This window comes from Flavobacterium xanthum, from assembly GCF_900142695.1.
GTDB classification, from domain to species: Bacteria; Bacteroidota; Bacteroidia; order Flavobacteriales; family Flavobacteriaceae; genus Flavobacterium; species Flavobacterium xanthum.
Map to the genome: position 1 here is coordinate 29,916 of NZ_FRBU01000013.1, position 19,605 is coordinate 49,520.

At 33.5% G+C, this 19,605-nt stretch carries 23 protein-coding genes; 6 read left to right on the plus strand and 17 right to left on the minus strand.

All coding sequences use genetic code 11. The features are described 5' to 3' along the window. Nucleotides 1–26 precede the first annotated feature (26 nt). The 5 genes from coaBC to BUC11_RS07330 form a co-directional block, all read right to left on the minus strand. Nucleotides 27–1,244, minus strand: coding sequence for a bifunctional phosphopantothenoylcysteine decarboxylase/phosphopantothenate--cysteine ligase CoaBC (coaBC, locus tag BUC11_RS07310; RefSeq protein WP_073353053.1), 1,218 nt, complete (start codon nt 1,242–1,244; stop codon nt 27–29). A 7-nt stretch (nt 1,245–1,251) separates the two neighbouring features. Continuing rightward, nucleotides 1,252–1,569: a DNA-directed RNA polymerase subunit omega gene (locus tag BUC11_RS07315; protein ID WP_035671643.1), complete on the minus strand. Its 318-nt coding sequence runs from the start codon at nt 1,567–1,569 to the stop codon at nt 1,252–1,254. An 8-nt stretch (nt 1,570–1,577) separates the two neighbouring features. After that, a complete protein-coding gene (locus tag BUC11_RS07320) occupies nt 1,578–2,372 on the minus strand; it encodes an outer membrane protein assembly factor BamD (protein ID WP_073353006.1) in 795 nt (264 codons plus the stop codon). 128 nt (nt 2,373–2,500) lie between these two features. Beyond that, nucleotides 2,501–3,388, minus strand: a complete 888-nt coding sequence (gene dapA, locus BUC11_RS07325; protein WP_073353007.1) for a 4-hydroxy-tetrahydrodipicolinate synthase — start codon at nt 3,386–3,388, stop codon at nt 2,501–2,503. Nucleotides 3,389–3,396: 8 nt separating this feature from the next. Continuing rightward, nucleotides 3,397–3,915, minus strand: a complete 519-nt coding sequence (locus tag BUC11_RS07330; RefSeq protein WP_073353008.1) for a DUF6913 domain-containing protein — start codon at nt 3,913–3,915, stop codon at nt 3,397–3,399. A gap of 47 nt (nt 3,916–3,962) precedes the next feature. On the opposite strand from BUC11_RS07330, the gene BUC11_RS07335 reads away from it, so the two are divergent. Together BUC11_RS07335 and BUC11_RS07340 are read left to right on the plus strand one after the other, a co-directional pair. After that, the gene (locus BUC11_RS07335; RefSeq protein ID WP_073353009.1) at nt 3,963–4,742 is read left to right on the plus strand and encodes a 5'-nucleotidase C-terminal domain-containing protein; all 780 of its coding nucleotides are present in this window, start codon (nt 3,963–3,965) and stop codon (nt 4,740–4,742) included. Nucleotides 4,743–4,870: 128 nt separating this feature from the next. Further along, nucleotides 4,871–5,782 (plus strand): bifunctional metallophosphatase/5'-nucleotidase, encoded by a 912-nt coding sequence (locus BUC11_RS07340; RefSeq protein ID WP_073353054.1) that lies wholly within the window; start codon nt 4,871–4,873, stop codon nt 5,780–5,782. A gap of 46 nt (nt 5,783–5,828) precedes the next feature. Here the strand turns inward: BUC11_RS07340 and BUC11_RS07345 are convergent, their stop codons facing one another. From BUC11_RS07345 to rpsF, 6 genes are all read right to left on the minus strand, one after another. Then, a complete protein-coding gene (locus BUC11_RS07345) occupies nt 5,829–6,545 on the minus strand; it encodes a hypothetical protein (RefSeq protein WP_073353010.1) in 717 nt (238 codons plus the stop codon). Further along, nucleotides 6,529–8,547 carry an NAD-dependent DNA ligase LigA gene (gene ligA, locus BUC11_RS07350; RefSeq protein ID WP_073353011.1) on the minus strand — a complete coding sequence of 673 codons (2,019 nt, stop codon included), beginning with the start codon at nt 8,545–8,547 and terminating at the stop codon, nt 6,529–6,531. Before ligA ends, BUC11_RS07345 begins: the two co-directional genes overlap by 17 nt. 75 nt (nt 8,548–8,622) lie before the next feature. Further along, nucleotides 8,623–9,096 carry a DUF6495 family protein gene (locus BUC11_RS07355; RefSeq protein WP_073353012.1) on the minus strand — a complete coding sequence of 158 codons (474 nt, stop codon included), beginning with the start codon at nt 9,094–9,096 and terminating at the stop codon, nt 8,623–8,625. A 136-nt stretch (nt 9,097–9,232) separates the two neighbouring features. Next, nucleotides 9,233–9,676, minus strand: a complete 444-nt coding sequence (rplI, locus tag BUC11_RS07360) for a 50S ribosomal protein L9 (RefSeq protein WP_066077027.1) — start codon at nt 9,674–9,676, stop codon at nt 9,233–9,235. 65 nt (nt 9,677–9,741) lie between these two features. Then, nucleotides 9,742–10,038 carry a 30S ribosomal protein S18 gene (rpsR, locus tag BUC11_RS07365; RefSeq protein WP_066077030.1) on the minus strand — a complete coding sequence of 99 codons (297 nt, stop codon included), beginning with the start codon at nt 10,036–10,038 and terminating at the stop codon, nt 9,742–9,744. Between the two features lie 2 nt (nt 10,039–10,040). Continuing rightward, complete coding sequence (gene rpsF / locus BUC11_RS07370; protein ID WP_066077033.1) at nt 10,041–10,382, minus strand: 30S ribosomal protein S6; 342 nt, start codon at nt 10,380–10,382, stop codon at nt 10,041–10,043. Nucleotides 10,383–10,547: 165 nt separating this feature from the next. On the opposite strand from rpsF, the gene BUC11_RS07375 reads away from it, so the two are divergent. Beyond that, nucleotides 10,548–11,243 carry a LytR/AlgR family response regulator transcription factor gene (locus BUC11_RS07375; RefSeq protein ID WP_066077037.1) on the plus strand — a complete coding sequence of 232 codons (696 nt, stop codon included), beginning with the start codon at nt 10,548–10,550 and terminating at the stop codon, nt 11,241–11,243. A gap of 9 nt (nt 11,244–11,252) precedes the next feature. On the opposite strand, the gene priA is transcribed toward BUC11_RS07375, so the two are convergent. The 4 genes from priA to nadC all read right to left on the minus strand — a co-directional run bounded on the left by priA (nt 11,253) and on the right by nadC (nt 16,224). Then, complete coding sequence (priA, locus tag BUC11_RS07380; protein WP_073353013.1) at nt 11,253–13,703, minus strand: replication restart helicase PriA; 2,451 nt, start codon at nt 13,701–13,703, stop codon at nt 11,253–11,255. Nucleotides 13,704–13,909: 206 nt separating this feature from the next. Further along, nucleotides 13,910–14,338 (minus strand): DUF2147 domain-containing protein, encoded by a 429-nt coding sequence (locus BUC11_RS07390; protein ID WP_073353015.1) that lies wholly within the window; start codon nt 14,336–14,338, stop codon nt 13,910–13,912. 123 nt (nt 14,339–14,461) lie between these two features. Then, entirely contained in the window at nt 14,462–15,370 is a 909-nt protein-coding gene (locus BUC11_RS07395) for a YihY/virulence factor BrkB family protein (RefSeq protein ID WP_073353016.1), read from the minus strand. Next, nucleotides 15,367–16,224 (minus strand): carboxylating nicotinate-nucleotide diphosphorylase, encoded by an 858-nt coding sequence (nadC, locus tag BUC11_RS07400; protein ID WP_073353017.1) that lies wholly within the window; start codon nt 16,222–16,224, stop codon nt 15,367–15,369. Before nadC ends, BUC11_RS07395 begins: the two co-directional genes overlap by 4 nt. Nucleotides 16,225–16,511: 287 nt before the next feature. Between nadC and BUC11_RS07405 the strand changes: the two genes are divergently transcribed. From BUC11_RS07405 to rlmH, 3 genes are all read left to right on the plus strand, one after another. Next, nucleotides 16,512–16,949, plus strand: a complete 438-nt coding sequence (locus BUC11_RS07405) for a hypothetical protein (RefSeq protein WP_073353018.1) — start codon at nt 16,512–16,514, stop codon at nt 16,947–16,949. 32 nt (nt 16,950–16,981) lie between these two features. Beyond that, a complete protein-coding gene (locus BUC11_RS07410) occupies nt 16,982–17,473 on the plus strand; it encodes a CIA30 family protein (RefSeq protein WP_073353019.1) in 492 nt (163 codons plus the stop codon). An 83-nt stretch (nt 17,474–17,556) separates the two neighbouring features. Continuing rightward, on the plus strand, nt 17,557–18,030 hold the full coding sequence (rlmH, locus tag BUC11_RS07415; protein ID WP_073353020.1) for a 23S rRNA (pseudouridine(1915)-N(3))-methyltransferase RlmH: 474 nt from the start codon (nt 17,557–17,559) through the stop codon (nt 18,028–18,030). Between the two features lie 40 nt (nt 18,031–18,070). Here the strand turns inward: rlmH and BUC11_RS07420 are convergent, their stop codons facing one another. After that, nucleotides 18,071–18,691 carry a hypothetical protein gene (locus tag BUC11_RS07420; RefSeq protein WP_073353021.1) on the minus strand — a complete coding sequence of 207 codons (621 nt, stop codon included), beginning with the start codon at nt 18,689–18,691 and terminating at the stop codon, nt 18,071–18,073. Nucleotides 18,692–18,693: 2 nt separating this feature from the next. After that, nucleotides 18,694–19,518 carry a dihydropteroate synthase gene (folP, locus tag BUC11_RS07425; protein WP_073353022.1) on the minus strand — a complete coding sequence of 275 codons (825 nt, stop codon included), beginning with the start codon at nt 19,516–19,518 and terminating at the stop codon, nt 18,694–18,696. Nucleotides 19,519–19,605 lie beyond the last annotated feature (87 nt).

Below are 19,605 nucleotides of genomic sequence, written 5' to 3' on the forward strand. Positions count from 1 at the left end.
TTGTATTATGGTGTAATTTTGGCCTACTATTGTTGTATTCCAAAGTGCATTATTATTTTATTTAGGATATCCTCTGCTACTGCTTCTTTTGACTTTAATTCCATTGGTTCAATATGAAAAAATTTATCAATAAAAGTAACTTTATTGGTCGCCTTGCCGAAACCTGCACCTTCATCCTGAAGTGAATTCAAAACAATCAAATCTAAGTTTTTTTTCTGAATTTTTAACTTTGCATTTTCAATTTCATTTTCTGTTTCTAAAGCGAAACCAATCAAATATTGATTTTTCTTTAGCAAACCTAGTGAAGCTAATATATCTTTTGTTTTTTCGAGTTCGATTACAAAATTAGAAGCGGCTTTCTTAATTTTCTGTTGAGCAACATGCTTAGGCTTATAATCTGCCACTGCTGCTGCTGCCACAACTACATCTACATCTGGATAAAACTGATGACAAGCCAAATACATTTCTTCTGCACAAACAACTGGGATCACCTGTATGAATGGACTAGAAACAGTGCAATTTGTAGGTCCGGAGATTAAAATCACGGAAGCACCTAAATTTGCAGCACTACTTGCGATATCAAAACCCATTTTACCGGAAGAATGATTTCCTATAAAACGTACAGGATCTATTGCTTCGTAAGTTGGACCGGCAGTAATCAATATTTTTTTGCCCTTAAGTGGAAGTTTACTATTTAAATCATCTTTTATAAAAGCAACGATGTGTTCTGGTTCAGCCATTCTGCCTTCTCCAGATAACCCACTTGCCAATTCACCACTTTCGGCAGGAATTATTGTGTTTCCAAATTGTTTAAGAAAAGTAAAATTCGCTAAAGTAGAAGGATGTTTGTACATGTCTAAATCCATTGCAGGAGCAAAATATACAGGACATTTTGCTGATAAATACGCGGCAATCAAAAGATTATCACACGTTCCATTGGCCATTTTAGACACTGTATTAGCCGTCGCTGGAGCAATAATCATTAAATCAGCCCAAAGTGCCAATTCTACATGATTATTCCATTTTTCATTCTCATCATCTTGGTTGTAAAAACTAGAATATACAGGATTTTTAGATAACGTAGATAACGTCAGTGGAGTAATAAAATCCTTAGAAGCAGGTGTCATTATCACTTGGACATGTGTACCTGCTTTTATGAAAAGTCGTACTAAAGATGCTGTTTTATACGCTGCAATTCCACCAGAAATTCCTAGTAAAATTTTCTTCCCGTTTAAAACTGACATCGTACTATTATTTATTTGAATCTCTGTGGTAAATTTTACCATCTAACCATTCTTGAACTGCTAAAGCGTGTGGCTTTGGCAATTTTTCATAAAATTTTGAAACCTCGATTTGTTCTTTATTTTCAAAAACTTCTTCAAGACTATCATTATATGTCGCAAACTCTTCTAATTTCTCTGTCAACTCTTTTTTGATTTCAGAATTGATTTGGTTTGCTCTTTTAGCCATAATGGTTATTGCTTCATACACATTACCAGTAGGTTCTTCAATAACATTTTTGTTGTATGTTATTGTATTTACTGGAGCATTCGTCTTTTTTAAATCCATGACTTTATTTATTTAGTAAATTTTTGTAAATCTTTCTCTATTCGTGCTAACATTTCGGTAGCTACTTTTTTATACTTTGTTTCGGCGTTAAATTTCATCAAATTTAATTGGGCAGTTTTAGCCACAATTAAACGATCTTGCATTTTTGCAGGAACGCTATTAATAGCCAATTGATAAGCTGAATCAAACTTGTAATACAAAGCATCTTCTTTAAATGGTGTTCCAGGATAATCTGCAACAAAATTATCTAAAGCAACAATTGCCGATTTAAAATCTGAAATTGTATTGTATCCCTTCGCATTTTCATATACTTTTTTCTCGATTTTTTCACTCAGTACTTTTACAGCACTGTTAGCCTCTGCTGCATAGTCAGAGTTTGGATACGTATCAATAAAGGATTGCAATTTGTCTAATGCTTTGTTCGTATCTGTTTGATCTAAACTGAATACTGGAGACAACATGGAATAACTTTTGGCTCCCAAATATGCTGCTTCTTGCAATTTTTCACTTTTAGGATAACTTGAAACAAAACTTTCAAATTGATAGCCTGATAATGTATATTGTTTTGTTTTGTAGTAGGATTGCGAAAACATATAAAACAATTTTTCTGCTTGAGGTTTTCCTCTATAAGCAGGAGCAATTTGTTCAAAAATACGGATTGCTTTAGAGTATTTTCCAGCCTCATATAATTTAGTAGCCATATCAAATTTAACAGCAACATCTTCGGATTTTAATGCTTTTTGGTATTCGTTACAAGAACTAAATACAGCGACAAGAAGCAGTAGAGATAGTAGTTTTTTCATTTTTTTACTTTTTTTATGATTTCTTGGTTGAAACAGCCTACGAAATCATACCGAAGTTTCGGTGGCAAATTTAGTTATTAATTTAGCGACTTCAAAATATATTTTTTGTTTAAAATAAAACTCCTTTTTTAGGCTTGTTTGTTGATTTTTTTTACAAATTGATCAATTCTGCTGGCCAATTCATCATCTACTTTTACTAATGGCAAACGAACGGTGTTTTCTGATATTCCCTGTGATAGAAACACTTGCTTGATTCCAGCTGGATTTCCTTGCTCAAAAATCATATCAATACAATCCGATAATAAGTACTGACATTTAAAGGCTTCATCCACTTTTCTATTCAGACCTAAACGAATCATCTCAGAAAATTCCTTAGGAAAGCCTTGACCAATAACTGAAATCACGCCAGCTCCACCCGCCAAAACTATTGGTAAAGCAATCATATCATCACCTGAAATTACCAAAAAATCTTTTGGTTTGTCTTTTAAAAGTTGCATCGCTTGAACAAGATCACCTGCTGCTTCCTTTATAGCAACAACATTTTTGAATTCATTAGCCAAACGCACAACCGTTGAAGGCAACATATTACTCGCTGTCCTTCCTGGAACATTATATAAAATGACAGGAATTGGAGCCGCTTCCGCAACCGCTTTAAAATGTTGGTAAATCCCTTCCTGTGTCGGTTTATTATAGTATGGAGAAACAGAAAGTATCGCCGCAAACGCTGATAAATCTCTTGTTTTCAACTCTTCGACAACTTTCGCAGTATTGTTACCTCCTACTCCCAACACTAAAGGCAGCACTCCATTATTGGCTTCGATTACAGTTTGAATAACTATTTCTTTTTCCTCTGATGATAAAGTAGCATTTTCGGCTGTTGTTCCCAATACTACCAGATACTCAATTCCTCCGTCTATAGAAAAATTAACAATTCTTTTTAATGCTTCAGTATCAATTGAAAAATCTTGTTTAAATGGAGTTACAAGAGCAACACCTGTTCCTATTAATGATTGCATAACTTATATTATATTTTGTTTAATAATTTTAAATATTTAAATAATTCACTTACAAAAACAGTGTAAGCAGTTATTGTCGTTTTAATCATAAAATGATTTAATCTTTTATCTATTGACGAGAATCCCACTTTAAATTGGGCTTTTGAATGGTGCGTAATTTGCATTAAAATAGCGTTCTCTTTTTCATAATAACTAATTAAAAGATCAAACTTTTCAGCACAGAACGCAACAACATCGTCATTTGAAATTTGGCCGTTCCATTTAAGATCCCCAGCATCAAATGTAGTATAAAGGTTCTTTTGGTTATTGCTAAATTTATTGTGAAATGCCAACACTTTCAAATTATCCGCTGCTATTCCGTTAGCCGTTAAAGCTTCAATTAACAGATCCGTTTGTTCAAAATCAGTTGCATCAATCAATAAACCAACGCTTTGTATTGTACCAACAGCATTTATGTTTTTCAAATTTTTCAAGGTATTTTTAAGTGATTTTTTTACAAAAAAATCCTTTATATAATTTAAAAACATATTACTTTTACTTAGTTACAAAATTAATTAATTAAGTCGCATTTAAAATGGTAAATCTAAAAAAGTATAATGACGTTTCTAAACTTTTTGTTATATTCTTAACATTTTTTTTAGTTGTCTCTTGCAGCAAACAAAATTATTACGTTACTAAAATTGAAGGAAAACGAATTCCTATTACAGAAAAAGAAAACCAAGTTCCAGCAATTGAAAATTTCATAAGACCGTATCGGGAACACATCAACAAGGATTTAGATAGTGTATTAGCGTATTGTCCGGAAACATTGGATAAAAGCACGGGTAAATGGCAAACAACGATTGGTAATTTGATGGCTGATGTTACTTTAATGAGAGGCAACCTTGTATTTCAAGCTAGAGAAAAAAAGAATATTGATATTTGTTTACTCAACAGCGGGGGGATCCGTTCTATACTTCCAAAAGGAAATGTAACTGCCAGAACGGCTTTTGAAATCATGCCTTTTGAAAATAGTTTAGTTGTTATTGCATTAAAAGGTGAGCAAATTCTTGAAATGGTCGACTTTTTTATTGCTGAAAAGAAACCACATCCATTAGCTGGAGTAACATTTACAATTGATAAAAATAATATTGCGAAAAATATTTTAGTTCAAGGGAAACCTGTTCAAAAAGAGACCATTTATTATGTAGGAACCAATGATTATTTATCTAATGGCGGAGATAATATGAATTTCTTCAAAAAAGGAGTTAATAAATTTGATTTAGAATACAAACTTCGAAATATCCTTATTGATTATTTTAAAGAAGTGGATACTATTCCTGTAATAAAGGATGTTAGAATTACGGTTGAATAAGTAATTCGAATTTAAAGAACAAATAGTTTTAGAAAACAGAAAGCCCTAGCCCCGATTAAAGCGGCATCCCACGCTTTTTTTTGCGTGGATATAGCGTAAAGCGGGAAATAGCTTCAAAAAAATATAAAATGAAAAGAAGAGAATTTATAGAGAAAACAGCTGCTAGTTCAGCTTTATTGAGTTTAGGTGTGTCTTTAAGCAGTTTTGAGACCTCAAAAACCAGACAATTGACAGTTTTACACACGAATGATGTTCACAGTTATATTGATCCATTTCCAGCAGATCATCCCAGAAATGCAAATATGGGTGGCGTGGCGCGAAGAGCTGCATTGATTGAAACAATACGAAAAGAAAATCCAAACGTTTTACTATTAGATGCAGGCGATATTTTCCAAGGAACGCCTTATTTTAATTATTACGGGGGAGAATTAGAGTTCAAATTGATGAGTATGATGCAGTATGATGCATCTACAATAGGAAATCACGATTTTGATAACGGTGTGGAAGGTTTGCACGCGCAAATGCCACACGCTAAATTTGAGTTCATTTCTGCCAATTACGATTTTAAAAACACCGTGATGGATGGTTTTGTAAAGCCGTATAAAATATTCAACAAAAACGGAATTAAAGTGGGAGTTTTTGGACTTGGAATTGAACTTGCGGGACTTGTGGACAAAGGAATGTATAAGGAAACAGTTTATAATGATCCTCTTGAAACGGCACAAGATATGGTTCGGATTTTAAAGAAAGAACAGCAATGCGATATTGTAATTTGTTTATCACATTTAGGATACAAATACAGAGACGAGCCTACTAAAATTTGTGATTTAAAATTAGCCGAACTAACTCAGGATATTGACTTAATTATTGGTGGTCACACTCATACTTTTCTAGATAAACCCACGGTAGTAAAAAACGTTGCAGGAAAAGACGTTTTAGTAAATCAGGTGGGTTGCTACGGCATTAATTTAGGAAGAATAGACTTTTATTTAGACAACAATAAAGCCAAAGCTTTTGAAGGAAAATCGATTATAGTTTAACTGTAATCGATTTTTTTATCGGTACGTTAAAAAAAAATAAGATACGTTACGCGGTACTTTCAAGTAAGTCGGCATTTAAACGTTCGGTATTAATCACAAATTTATAAAGAGCATAATAACTAGTAGCAAACAAAATCATTCCTAATGGTCTAAAATAAGTTGGAGGCAAATTGGATAAAAAACATTTTTCAATAAAAACAATAAAATAAAGTCCTGTCGATAAAAGTCCAAAAATAGACAACCAAGGCTTATTGTTATTTTCATTCATAAAATAATTAGACAAGATCACCCCTGCAAGAATTGATACTAAAATGTTTTGTACTACCAAAGGATAATAACTGATTTCCGGGATTTCATCTGAAATAGAGAGTAAATAAGAAAAAACAAAAATAAAAGGAATAACTGCAATCAATATGGGCACAAAATCCTTGATATTATTCAACTTTATGCTGTATAATATTACTAGCAATCTGTGAATAGCAATACCCGCTAATCCTAACATCAAAAAAACCAAGGATTCCGAAAGTATAAAAATGCTGGTAAGTAGCAAAAAAAACAATGTTGTGAAAAAAAGTAAACTTCTCTCTATGGAGGTGATCCAATAGAGATACATGATCAAAATTATAACAAAAGGTCTGAAAGCAAACAAGATTACTCTAAATGAAAATAACTCAGCACTAACCTCCAGAAAAACGAAAGAAAATAACAAGAGGCTGATTCCGCTTTCCTTTAAAGAACCAAACTTACTAGTCTTTACCTGCATCTATGTTACTGATTAAATTGATAAAATCATCTTCGGAAATTATTGAAATCTTAAGTTTATTCGCTTTATCTAATTTTGCAGGTCCCATATTATCCCCTGCGACAACGTAATCCGTTTTGGCAGAAATAGAACTCCCTACTTTTCCGCCATTATCTTCGATTGCTTTTTTCAAGTCATCTCTAGAGAATTTAGCAAAAACACCTGAAACTACAAATGTTTTACCAGCAAGTTTATTAGTTGCATTGAGATTAATTTTTTCGGTAATTTCAAACTGTATCCCGTACTCTTTTAATCTGTCAATTATAATTGTATTTTCCTGATTTTGAAAAAAATCAATAACACTTTGCGCAATTCGGTCTCCAATTTCATCTACTAAAACCAAATCTATTAAAGTTGCATTTCGTAATGCATCGATATTTTTATAATGCTTGGCTAATTTTTTAGCGACCGTTTCCCCCACAAAGCGGATTCCAAGTGCAAATAAAACACTTTCGAAGGGAATACTTTTAGAATTCGCAACCCCTTTTACCAAATTTTCAGCCGATTTTTGAGCCATTCTTTCCAAAGGAAGAATCTGTTCCACTGTTAATTCATACAAATCGGCATAATTATGCACTAATCCATTATTGAACAGTAAAGTGACTGTTTCACCTCCCAAACCTTCAATATCCATTGCTTTCCTTGAAATAAAATGCTGAATTCTGCCTATAATTTGTGGTGGACAACCGTAAAAATTAGGGCAATAATGGTTTGCTTCTCCTTCACCACGAACTAATTCTGTTTGACATTCTGGGCAATGTGTAATGTACTTTGTAGGTTCTGAATTTAAGGGACGTTTACTCCAATCAACAGCAATGATTTTTGGAATAATCTCTCCGCCTTTTTCAACAAAAACAGTATCTCCAATACGAATATCAAGTTTCTCAATTTGATCCGCATTATGCAAAGAAGCACGTTTAACAATAGTTCCTGCCAATTGCACCGGTTCTAAATTAGCCACTGGTGTAATTGCTCCAGTTCTTCCCACTTGGTAGGAAATGGAATTTAATTTAGTTGCAACTTGTTCAGATTTGAATTTATAGGCGATTGCCCATCGAGGTGATTTTGCAGTAAACCCTAATTCATCCTGATAATGAAACGAATTTACTTTTACCACCACGCCATCCGTTTCATAAGGTAGGTTATGTCTATGAATGTCCCAATAATCGATAAATTCAAAAACTTCTTCTAAACTACGCGCTAATTTGGTTTCCTTAGGGGCTTTAAATCCCCAATTTCTGGCCGTTTCTAATCCTTCAAATTGAGACTGGAATGGAAGATCGTTCCCTATTAAAAAATACAATAAACAATCTAGCGGACGCTTGGCTACTTCAGCACTATCCTGTAATTTCAAACTACCCGATGCAGTATTTCTAGGATTTGAATAGGGTAATTCTCCAATTTCTATTAAATCCTGATTCATTTTTTCGAAACCAGCAAAAGGTAAAATAATCTCACCACGGACATCAAATGTAGCAGGAAAATTTCCTTTTAATTGTAATGGAATGGATTTTATCGTTTTAATATTATTAGTCACATCGTCACCCTGAAAACCATCGCCACGAGTAACAGCACGTTTTAACTTTCCGTTTTCATAAGTAATGCTAATGGATGCACCATCATATTTAAGTTCACAAGTATATTCTAATGAAACCTCACCTAGAACTTTTTGAATTCGTTTTTCCCAGTCGATAAGTTCCTCTTTAGAATAGGAATTATCAAGCGAATACATTCGGTGTTGATGCGGAACGGTTTGGAAATTTTTTGTAATTGCACCACCTACTCGTTGCGTAGGAGAATTTTCATCAAAAAATTCCGGATGCTCATTTTCAAGGTCTTGAAGCTGTTTTAATTTCGAATCAAAATCGTAGTCGGAAATTATTGGCGTATCCAACACATAATAATTATAATTATGCTGATTTAGTTCGGCTCTCAAAGTTTGAATCGTATTCTGAATATCCATATAAAATAAAATTGGCTATTTTAGTTTTTGTATAAGCGTACTAAAATAACCAATTTAAAAGAGAAAACAACAAAATTACGACTCAATAATCGAATTAATTTGTTTGTATAAGAGACCATCGCTCAAAAAAGCACCTTGTTGTATTAAAGCAAAAATAGAAGTATTGCGGTCTTCGGTGAATTCTTTTTTACCAATTTTCATTTCTATAGTATCGGTAAACATATTATCGCTAAGCCATTGCAAACCTTCGCGAGTCAAAAAATCAGTTTCTGGAACTACTGATTTTAAAACAATGGAATGAACATAGGTATCAAAGCACTGAAAAAGGAAAATATGATTTTTAGAGAAATGTTCTAAAAAAACTGCCTTTGTAAGAACGCCTTCCCAAACCAAATCAGAGAAAACATCTAATTCTTGTTCAGCAACTTCTGGTCTTTCTGCTTTAATTTTATCCCACTCTGCTTTGTCAATAGTTTGAGTTGCTAAAAAAGTACTGAATTCCTGATTCAATTCCTCAAATTGTTCTTTTGTTAATCGAGAGTATTTCATTTGTGATGAATTTATTTCTGCACCTTAAAATTTAAGATGCTCTTTATTTATAACTTAAAGAATCTGAAACGAGTTCAGATTAAACAAAAAAAAATCCCGACTTCCATCGGGATTTAAATATATAAATTTAAAAAATTTATGCTTTTTCTGCAACAATTTCATAATCCAATTCAACGATAACATCTCTGTGTAGACGAACACTAGCAGTATATTTACCAGTACGTTTAACGATTCCGCTTGTGATGAATTTTCTTTCGATTTGTTGACCACCTTTAGCTAAAGATTCAGCGATATCAATATTCGTGATTGAACCGAATAATTTTTCACCACCTGCTTTTGCAAAGATTTTAATTTCAATAGCTTTCAAAGCTTCTGCCAATGCTTTAGCATCTGCTACTACTTTAGCTTCTTTGTGCGCTCTTTGTTTTAGGTTTTCAGCTAATACTTTCTTTGCAGAAGAAGTAGCTAAATGTGCTTGACCTGTTGGGATCAAAAAGTTACGACCAAAACCGTTTTTTACTGTAACGATATCGTCTTTAAATCCTAAATTTTGAACGTCTTGTCTTAAAATAAGTTCCATGTTGTTGTCCTTTGTTATAGAAGTTAGGTTTCATGTTTCAGAAAACCAACAACTGAGTTAAATTATTATTTTAGTAAATCCGCTACATAAGGCATCAAAGCTAAGTGACGCGCTCTTTTCACAGCAACTGATACTTTTCTTTGGTACTTTAACGAAGTTCCTGTTAAACGACGAGGAAGAATTTTACCTTGTTCGTTTACGAATTTTAATAAGAAATCAGCATCTTTATAATCAATATATTTGATACCTGATTTTTTGAAACGACAATACTTTTTTTGTTTGTTTGTTTCTATGTTCAAAGGCGTTAGATATCTGATATCTCCGTCTTTTTTTCCTGAAGCCGATTGTTGTAGTGTAGCCATGATTACGCTTTTGTTGCTTTTAATTTAGTTCTTCTTCTTTCAGCCCAAGAAATAGCGTGTTTGTCAAGACTTACAGTCAAGAAACGCATTACTCTTTCGTCACGTCTAAATTCAGTTTCAAAGGCAATAAGAACTTCTCCAGCTACTTTGAATTCGAATAAATGGTAAAAACCAGATTTTTTGTTTTGAATTTCGTAAGCCATTTTTTTAAGGCCCCAGTCTTCTTTCGACACCATTTCTGCTCCTCTACTAGTAAGAAAATCTTCAAATTTGCTTACTGTTTCCTTTACCTGAACTTCAGATAAAACGGGATTTAAAATGAAAACAGTTTCATAATGATTCATAAATATATATTTATTTGTTATTTTGGGTGCAAAAGTAAGCAATAATTCTTAGCAAACAAGTGTTATTCCGTTTTATTCGACGTATGACAAAAAAAAACCGTTCAATTATTTTTTTTTAATAAAAAAGTAGTATGTTTACGTAGCCAAATCTTTAAATACATTACTATGAAACTAAACTGTGTCGTGGTGGATGATAGTTCTATTCAGAGAATGATTATCGCTAAATTAGTTAATAATCATCAAAATTTACATCTAATAGGCGATTTTTCTAATGCAATCGAAGCAAAAAGCTGTATGTCTATTCACAATGTGGATCTCATTTTTCTTGATATAGAGATGCCAGTGATTAGTGGTTTTGATTTCCTTGATGGTTTAAAAATTAAACCCCAAATTATTTTTATTACTTCTAAGGCTGAATATGCAATGAAAGCTTTCGATTACGATGCAACGGACTATTTACAAAAACCAATTGCGATTGATCGATTTAATGCGTCAGTAAAAAGAGCTATCGATTTTCATTTATTAAAAAAGGACAATAAAGAAGAAGAAGGCGAACATATTTTCATTAAAAGTAATTTGAAAAAACTCAAAATTTTCACTTCGAAAATAAAATGGATTGAGGCCTTTGGTGATTATGTAAGAGTGGTGACGGAGGAAGACAGTAATTTAGTACTTTCTACAATGAAATCTTTTGAGAATGATTTATCCAAAGAAAAATTTGTTAGAGTACATAAATCATACATTATCAACATTGACAAAGTAGAGCGATTCAATAGTAAATACGCTGAAATTGGAATGACAAAAATTCCTTTGAGCCGACACAAAAAAGAAGATTTAGTGCGGGCACTTTCTTTCTCTTAAACTATTACGTTAATAGAAATCTACATTTAACGAAACTTTTACGGCTCTAAACTGAGCAACAGCTTCAAAACTATTCAGTATTTTTTGAATGGTTTTCTTTGTGTTTCCAATAGACACATTGTGCGGTATTTTAATAATAATTGTACGAATGTATTCATTTCTAATGCGGCTAATAGCAGGCTCCTCAGGCCCTAAAACCGGCATATTCAGGTTTTGACTCATCACTTGGTACAACCACATCGATCCTTCCTTCAATTTATCAAAATCACGCTGTTTCAGCGTAAGTTTTATAATTCTGAAATAAGGAGGGTATTTGTAAATTTGTCGGTCATATAACTGTTCCTTATACATTCCAAGATAATTATTAGTAGTGACTTGTTGAATCGTATTGTGATTGGGATTATAGGTTTGTATGATTACTTTTCCTTGCTTTTCAGAACGTCCAGCTCTACCAGCAACCTGAGTCATCATTTGAAAACTTCTTTCGAAAGCCCTAAAATCAGGATGATACAACATATTATCAGCATTCATGATCCCCACTAAACTTACGTTATCAAAATCCAATCCTTTAGCAAGCATTTGAGTTCCAACTAGGATATCCATTTCTCGGTTTTTAAAACCATCAATAATTTTTTCGAAACCAAATTTACCTCGGGTCGTATCTTGGTCCATTCGTCCTATTTTTGAATTTGGAAAAATCGAAAGTAGTTCTTGTTCAATTTGTTCGGTTCCAAAGCCTTTTGTAGTCAAATCAATACTAGAGCAGGCATGACAATGAGTTGGTTTAGCCATGGTATAACCACAATAATGGCATCGCAATTGGTTTTTTTGTTTATGATAGGTCAAACTCACATCACATTGTTGGCATTGTGGTACGTGACCACAAGTAATACACTCTACTACAGGAGAATATCCTCGTCTGTTTTGAAATAAAATTACTTGTTCCCCTAAAGACAATGCACTAGTTATTTCTGCAATCAAAACATCGCTGAAATGTCCTGTCATTTTCTTCCGAAAGTATTTATCTTTCAAATCCACCAATTCGATATTTGGCATCATTACATTTCCATACCGTTTTGAAATCTCGACCAAACCAAATTTGTCGGATGTAGCGTTATAATAGGTTTCAATGCTAGGTGTTGCCGAGCCTAAGAGCACTTTAGCCTTGTGGGAATGAGCCAAAACAATTGCTGCGTCTCGCGCATGATAACGCGGAGCGGGATCTACTTGCTTAAATGTTTGTTCGTGTTCCTCATCAACGATTATAAATCCCAAATTATCAAAGGGCAAAAACAAAGCGGACCTAGCTCCTATTATTACTTGTGCTTTCTGGGAGTTTTGTAGTACTTGATTCCAAACTTCGATTCGTTCATTATTATTGTATTTCGAATGAAAAACAGCCACTTTGTTGCCAAAATAAGTTCTTAATCGGCCTACTAATTGCGTGGTTAAAGCAATTTCAGGAAGTAAATACAAAATTTGTTTTCCAGCTTCCAGATATTCTTCAATCAGTTTAATATAAATTTCAGTTTTTCCGCTAGACGTTACACCATGAAGCAAACAGACCTCTTTTTGAACAAAACTAGCTTTTATGGCTACAAAAGCGTCCTGCTGAGCAGCACTCAATATCAATTCTTGTTCATTTATTTCTCCATTGAATAGCACTCTGTCTTCCTGCAAAAAAAAATCTTGTAAAATTTCTTTTTCGATTAAGGCTTTTACAATCGCCGAAGAAGAATTAGCTTCCTCAACGAGTTTTTTTACAGTAATTGGTTTCTTTTCCATAGCGCTCAACTGGAAATAACGCATTACGATTTCCTTTTGTTTGTGAGCACTTTTCAAAATTTCCAATAATTCGCTTAATCCTTGATTGCTGTCGTATTTAGGATGCAAACGCACATAGCGCACTAACTTCGGTTTATAGCTTTCTTGAATTTCTTCTTGAAGTACTAAGATGTTTTTATCAATTAACTTTTGGATAACAGGAAAAATATTTTTCTTGTTCAAGATTGCAATAATATCCTGAACTTTTAAACTGTTTTGTTGTTGCAAAGCTTCATAAACCAGAAACTCATCATCTGTGAGAAGGCTAGTATCGATAATCGCATTGGTTTTTTGAGAAATCAGGGTTTCGCTTTCCAGCAAAAGTGCACTAGGCATAGCGCCTCGATACACATCCCCTATCGCACACATGTAATAGGAAGCTATCCATTGCCAATGTGCAATTTGGATTTCGGTTACAATAGGGAATTCATCGAGAATTTGGTGAATCTCCTTAGCTTCATATAGAGCGGGCTTGTTTTGATGAATTTCTATGACTAAAGCCGTGTAAATTTTACTTTTTCCAAAAGGGACTGCCACTCTCATCCCTATTTGAATGTAATGAAACTCTGCCTCAGAAATACTGTAGGTAAATGTTTTAGCTAGGGAAAGTGGTAAAATTACTTCTACAAAATGCATTGATTTTCGGTTATCGGTTGTCGGTTATCGGTTATCTGTTATCGGTTGTCCGTTTTCCGTTATCGGTTGTCGGTTATCGGTTATTGGTTGTCGGTTGTCAGTTATCGGTTATCGGTTATTGGTTGTCTGTTATCGGTTATAGGTTGTCCGTTATCGTTATCAAGTTTGAACAGCGGACAAAGGAATAAAGAACTTAAACAAAAAAATTATTTTACTCTATTCCAGGTCTGTGTTCTTCCAAATAAAGCAACGCCAATGTAACCGCGTACTTTCAATTTGTCATTTCCGTCCAAAGCCAAAAAGCATTTGTATTGTTTCCCTGTAGTTGGATCAAGAATTTTGCCTGAATTGTATTCTTTACCATCTTTTTTGAGACCTTTAATAATAACAAGTCCCATCACTGGTTTATTTTTTTCTTCGCCTGAACATTCGGTACACACGCTTTTTTTCTTATCCACATCGATGATGTCAATTATTTTTCCGTAGATTTTTCCAGAACGCTCGTAGATTTCGACTATAGATTTAGCTTTACCCGTTTCGTCATCAATAGTTTTCCATTTTCCGAGGACGCTGTGACTTTGACCATAAAAAGCCATTGAAATAAATAAGGCAAGCATTGTAATAGTGTTTTTCATTTTTTTATTTTTTAGCCCTGATAGCAGTGAAAATCCTTTTTTCTCGTTTCTTTAACGAGAAAAAAGATTGTAACGAATAGCAGGAAATAGCTCCAAAAAGTAAAACTATTTTGATTTAATTAATTATTCATTTTTTGCTTTTAACTTGTTTACTGAGGCATTCAGTTCAAAACCCAACAGTAATATCATGCAGTTAATCCAAATATAAAACATCAAGACCAATAATGTCCCTATTGAACCATATAATTCATTGTATTGTGAAAACTTTGTGACCCAAATCCCAAAAAAATACGAATCCAAAACAATCAAAATGGTTGTAAATACGGACCCTATGGAAATGAAAGCTCTATTTTTGTCGTGTTTGGTACCAAATTTAAAAAGTATAGAGGTTGTGATTAGAATCATCGCAATAACGAATGCGTACCGCCCTAGAACGACCAGTTGAACTTGGTCACTAAATACTGTTTTTTGTATAATAACCTCAAAAACAACGATTATCGATACGGTTACGATTAGTAAAAGCGATAATAATAAGGACATGCCTAATGCTACTAAATACTGGCGTATAAAACCCCTTTTTATAAGCACATGTCTAGAGGTTTCAAATCCTCCTAGGATTCCATTCAATCCATTGGCCATCAAAAAGATGGACAATATAAATCCAGAAGACAATAAACCTGAATCACTATTATTAAGAATATCGGTAATGATTTTATAAATAGCATCATAAGTATTAGGAGGCACTCCATCCTTGACAAACATCAAAAAATCTTCCTGAAAACCCACAATAGGTATAAATGGAATTAGATTTAAGATAAAAAGAGCAAACGGAAACAACGCCATAAAGAAACTAAATGCAATGGCGCTCGCATGATAGGTCAAAGCGCTTTCTACGATTCCTAGACCATACAATTCCAACAAATCATAGAGAGATAACCCTTTTAACCACGGAAGCTTTATCTTTTTTAGACCATAGACGAGATTCCGTACAACTGGAATTCTTAGCAGTTTTGCTTCAATTTCTCTACTCATATTGCTTTTAAGCTCAAATCCATGTTATAAACAGAATGTGTTAAGGCTCCAGAGGAAATAAAATCTACTCCGCAATCCGCATAGCTGCGAATCGTATTTTCGTTGATATTTCCCGAAGATTCCGTTAGGGATTTATTTCCGATCAAAGTTACTGCTTTTTTAGTATCCTCAAAATTGAAATTGTCTATCAAAATTCTGTAAACACCTTCGCTTTTCAAAATTTCATTGATTTCGTCTAAATTTCTGGCTTCAACAATGATTTTAAGATCCAGATTTTTTTCCTTGAGATACGCTTTTGTTTTGGCTATAGCCAAAGTGATTCCGCCGGCAAAATCATTATGGTTATCCTTGAGCATTATCATGTCGTACAATGCAAACCGATGATTTTCACCTCCACCAATTTTTACTGCCCATTTCTCACAAGCTCTAAAACCCGGAGTAGTTTTACGTGTATCGAGAATTTTAGTACTTGTTCCTTCTAATAAACGAACGTATTCTTTGGTTTTAGTAGCAATTGCTGACATTCTTTGCATTGAATTCAAAACTACCCGTTCTGATTTTAGAATCGATTGTGAACTTCCTGAAACATGAAAAACGATATCGCCTTTTTGTACTGGAGTTCCGTCCTGAATAAAAGTTTCAATTTGCAATGTAGGATCTACATATTCAAAAACCATTTTAGCAAAAGCTACGCCGGCAATAATACCGTCTTCCTTCACCAATAACTTTGCTTTTCCAGTTGCAGAAGCCGGAATACAAGCCAATGAACTGTAATCGCCAGGACCAACATCTTCTCGAATGGCGTTTTGTATGAGTATGTCTAACTCGTTTTTAAACTGTATGTCGCTAATCATTTTATAGGAAATTTATCGAATGCTAAAGTAAGATATATTTTGTGGATTTGAAAATTTGAAGGTCGCGTTCTTTGGAAAAAAGATAAAAATGAATGTACTTTATTTAGAGATAACTCCTCAATTAGCAGAAAATTAAATAAAATTACAGAGTTGAATCTTATAATAATCCTCTTAAATAACTGACTACAATTGACGTATAAAATTCAACCTTTAGAATCCTACTATTTTATGTAGTGCAATCCTATTTAAAATCTTATATTTGAATTTAGTAATTAAAAACACTGTGTATGAAATCTTTTTTAAGCTTACTTTTTGCAGCCTCTTTAGTTTTTACTTCTTGTAAAAAGGAGGCAGAAACCCAAAATACCACTCCAACAAACGTTGTTCCGTTTACGGAAGTTGGCAGACAAATGAAAACTGAAACTGCTACAGCAAGCCAACAACAAAATACAACTGCGCAACCAACAACCGCCGCCGCTACTGCAAATCCGGCGCATGGTCAGCCAGGTCACCGCTGTGATATTGCAGTGGGAGCTCCATTAAATACTCCAGTTGCAACAGCAACACAAACAACACCGCAACAAACTGCAACCGCTCCTGCCCCAACAGTAACTACCACTGCAGTTCCAGTAGAAACAACTCCAACACCAGAAGGAATGAATCCGCCACACGGGCAAACCAACCATCGATGTGACATAGCTGTAGGCGCACCATTACCAAAATAAGACTGTAAAAATTTATTTTTAAACTAAGAAAAATGAATCGAAAACTAATTTTTGAATTTAATGCCGACAGTGATTTAAGTCATTGGAAAGTAGTCAATGATGCAGTGATGGGCGGAAAATCAAAAAGTCAATTCCACCTTAATACTGAAGGAAATGGCACATTTGAAGGTGCTGTTTCTTTAGAAAATAATGGGGGATTTTGTTCCGTTAAATATGTCTTTGAACCCATTACTTTAGAAAAAAGCACGTTCATTTCCATCCGTTTAAAAGGAGATGGCAAAAAATATCAATTTAGAGTAAAATCCAACACCAGTGATTCCCATTCTTATGTTTATCACTTTCAAACTAACACTGACTGGCAAACAATAGAAATTCCTATCATCGAATTGTATCCTGCTTTTAGAGGACAAAAATTAAATATCCCCAATTACAATGGTTCTAATTTAGAAGAAATAGCTTTCTTGATTGGGAATAAAAAAGAGGAACAATTTCAATTGGTTTTGGATCGAATTGAGGCCAAGTAGCTACTTTTTGACAGATTCAAACCATAATAATTGATACAAAAGTTTCAATTTCTCTATCTTTGCAGTCCCGAAACGTAATAAAAATGAACATCAAACTGATTGCTATTGGTAAAACCGATAATAAGGCACTACAAACTTTAATAGACGATTATACAAAGCGTTTGTCTTTTTATATCAAATTTGATTTGGATATTATCCCTGATATCAAGAACGTAAAAAACTTATCGGAAAGTCAACAAAAAGAGAAAGAAGGCGAATTGATTTTATCGAAAATTACGCCTACCGATCAATTGATTTTATTAGATGAAAACGGTAAAAATTTTTCCAGCGTAGGTTTTTCAGAGGAATTACAAAAGAAAATGAACTCCGGAATAAAAACTTTGGTATTTGTAATTGGCGGCCCTTATGGTTTTTCGGATACGGTTTATGCCAAAGCACAAGGCAAAATTTCACTATCGTTAATGACATTTTCGCATCAAATGGTCCGCTTATTTTTTATCGAACAAGTGTATCGTGGCTTCACGATTTTAAAAAACGAACCGTATCATCATCAATAAAGACTGTTCCATATTCAGTCGCAGTTTTCAGTTGATTTGATTAATGAACATATTCCTCCTTGCTTTTTAAATCTAAATTTAAGCTTTCTATAAAAATTTTATTTTGTAAATAACTTCCAAAACTAAGATCTTTATTAAAGCTCAAAGTAAAATTATTGGATTGTTCTTTTGATAAAATTTGGATCAATACTTCTTTGACTTTTTCTTTTTTGACAATTGTATTTTCAATTAAAATCTCATTATTCTTATTGAAAAATAGGATGGTTCCAGTAGGTTTCTCCATTTTGTAATACACATTTGTAAAAGGGATAAAAGCTAAATTTTTTCCAATCGTATCTGCGTAAGAATAATAATTTTCGGCCTTTTCATTCTTGTGTGCTTTTTCTTCACGCTTCTTTTGTTGCAACTTAATCACTTCAGGAATAACTAGTCGCAATGGCAACCGTTTGTCAATATTTAAAATCCAATTAGTAGAAATAATGCTGTTTTTTCGGTTTACCTCTGCCATTGTATCTTTATCTTTTGTTCTGAAAAAAATATAAATAGGCGAATGATCTTGTACATCGGCTACAACCGTAACAGCTGATTTTGGCAGTAAGATATCTTCTTTGTTTCCACAAGAAAAAAGTACAAAAAGAACAATTAGTGTAAAATATTTCATCTTTATAAATTAATTTTATTAAACAAGGTAATACATTCCATAGCTTCTTTGACATCATGCACCCGAAGAATTTTAGCCCCTTTGGTCAATGCCAAAGTATTTAAAATGGTTGTTCCGTTTAAAGCCTTTTCTATTGAGGTGTCAAGCGTTTTATAGATCATCGATTTTCTGGAAACTCCAATAAGTAATGGTAATTCTAACATTTTAAACAATTCCATTTTTTGAAAAACCTCAAAATTTTGGTCGGTCGTTTTAGCAAAGCCAAAGCCTGGATCTAAGATTAAGTCATTGATTCCAAAACGTCTCGCTTCTGCTACTCGTTCTGAAAAATAAAACAGCATTTCTTTAACAATATCATCGTAATTTGTAAGGCTTTGCATGGTTTGCGGATTGCCTCGCAGGTGCATCATAATATAAGGAACGTTGTATTTTCCTATTACTTCAAACATTTTATCATCTAGTTTTCCTGCAGAAATATCATTTATGATTGCGGCACCAATGTCAATAGTCGCTTTAGCAACTTCACTTCTAAAGGTATCAATGGACAGCAGTGTTTCTGGAAATTGTTTTAGAATTAAATCGACTACTGGAACAATTCTTGAAATTTCTTCTTTTTCAGACACAAATTCTGCATTGGGTTTACTTGAATAAGCACCAATATCTATAAAAGCAGCGCCATCAAGTAGCATTTTCTCGACTTGGGAAAGGATTTCAGTTTCATTTTTATACTTTCCTCCATCAAAAAAGGAGTTTGGCGTCACATTCAAAATTCCCATTACTTTGGGCGTTGCTAAGTCAATGAGTATTCCTTTACAGTTAATGGTCATGCGTTTATGGTTTTAAAGACTTCAAAATTCTGCATTCAAAAAAAATATCTTATTTTTGAAAAAATTTGAATACAAATATACACCAAT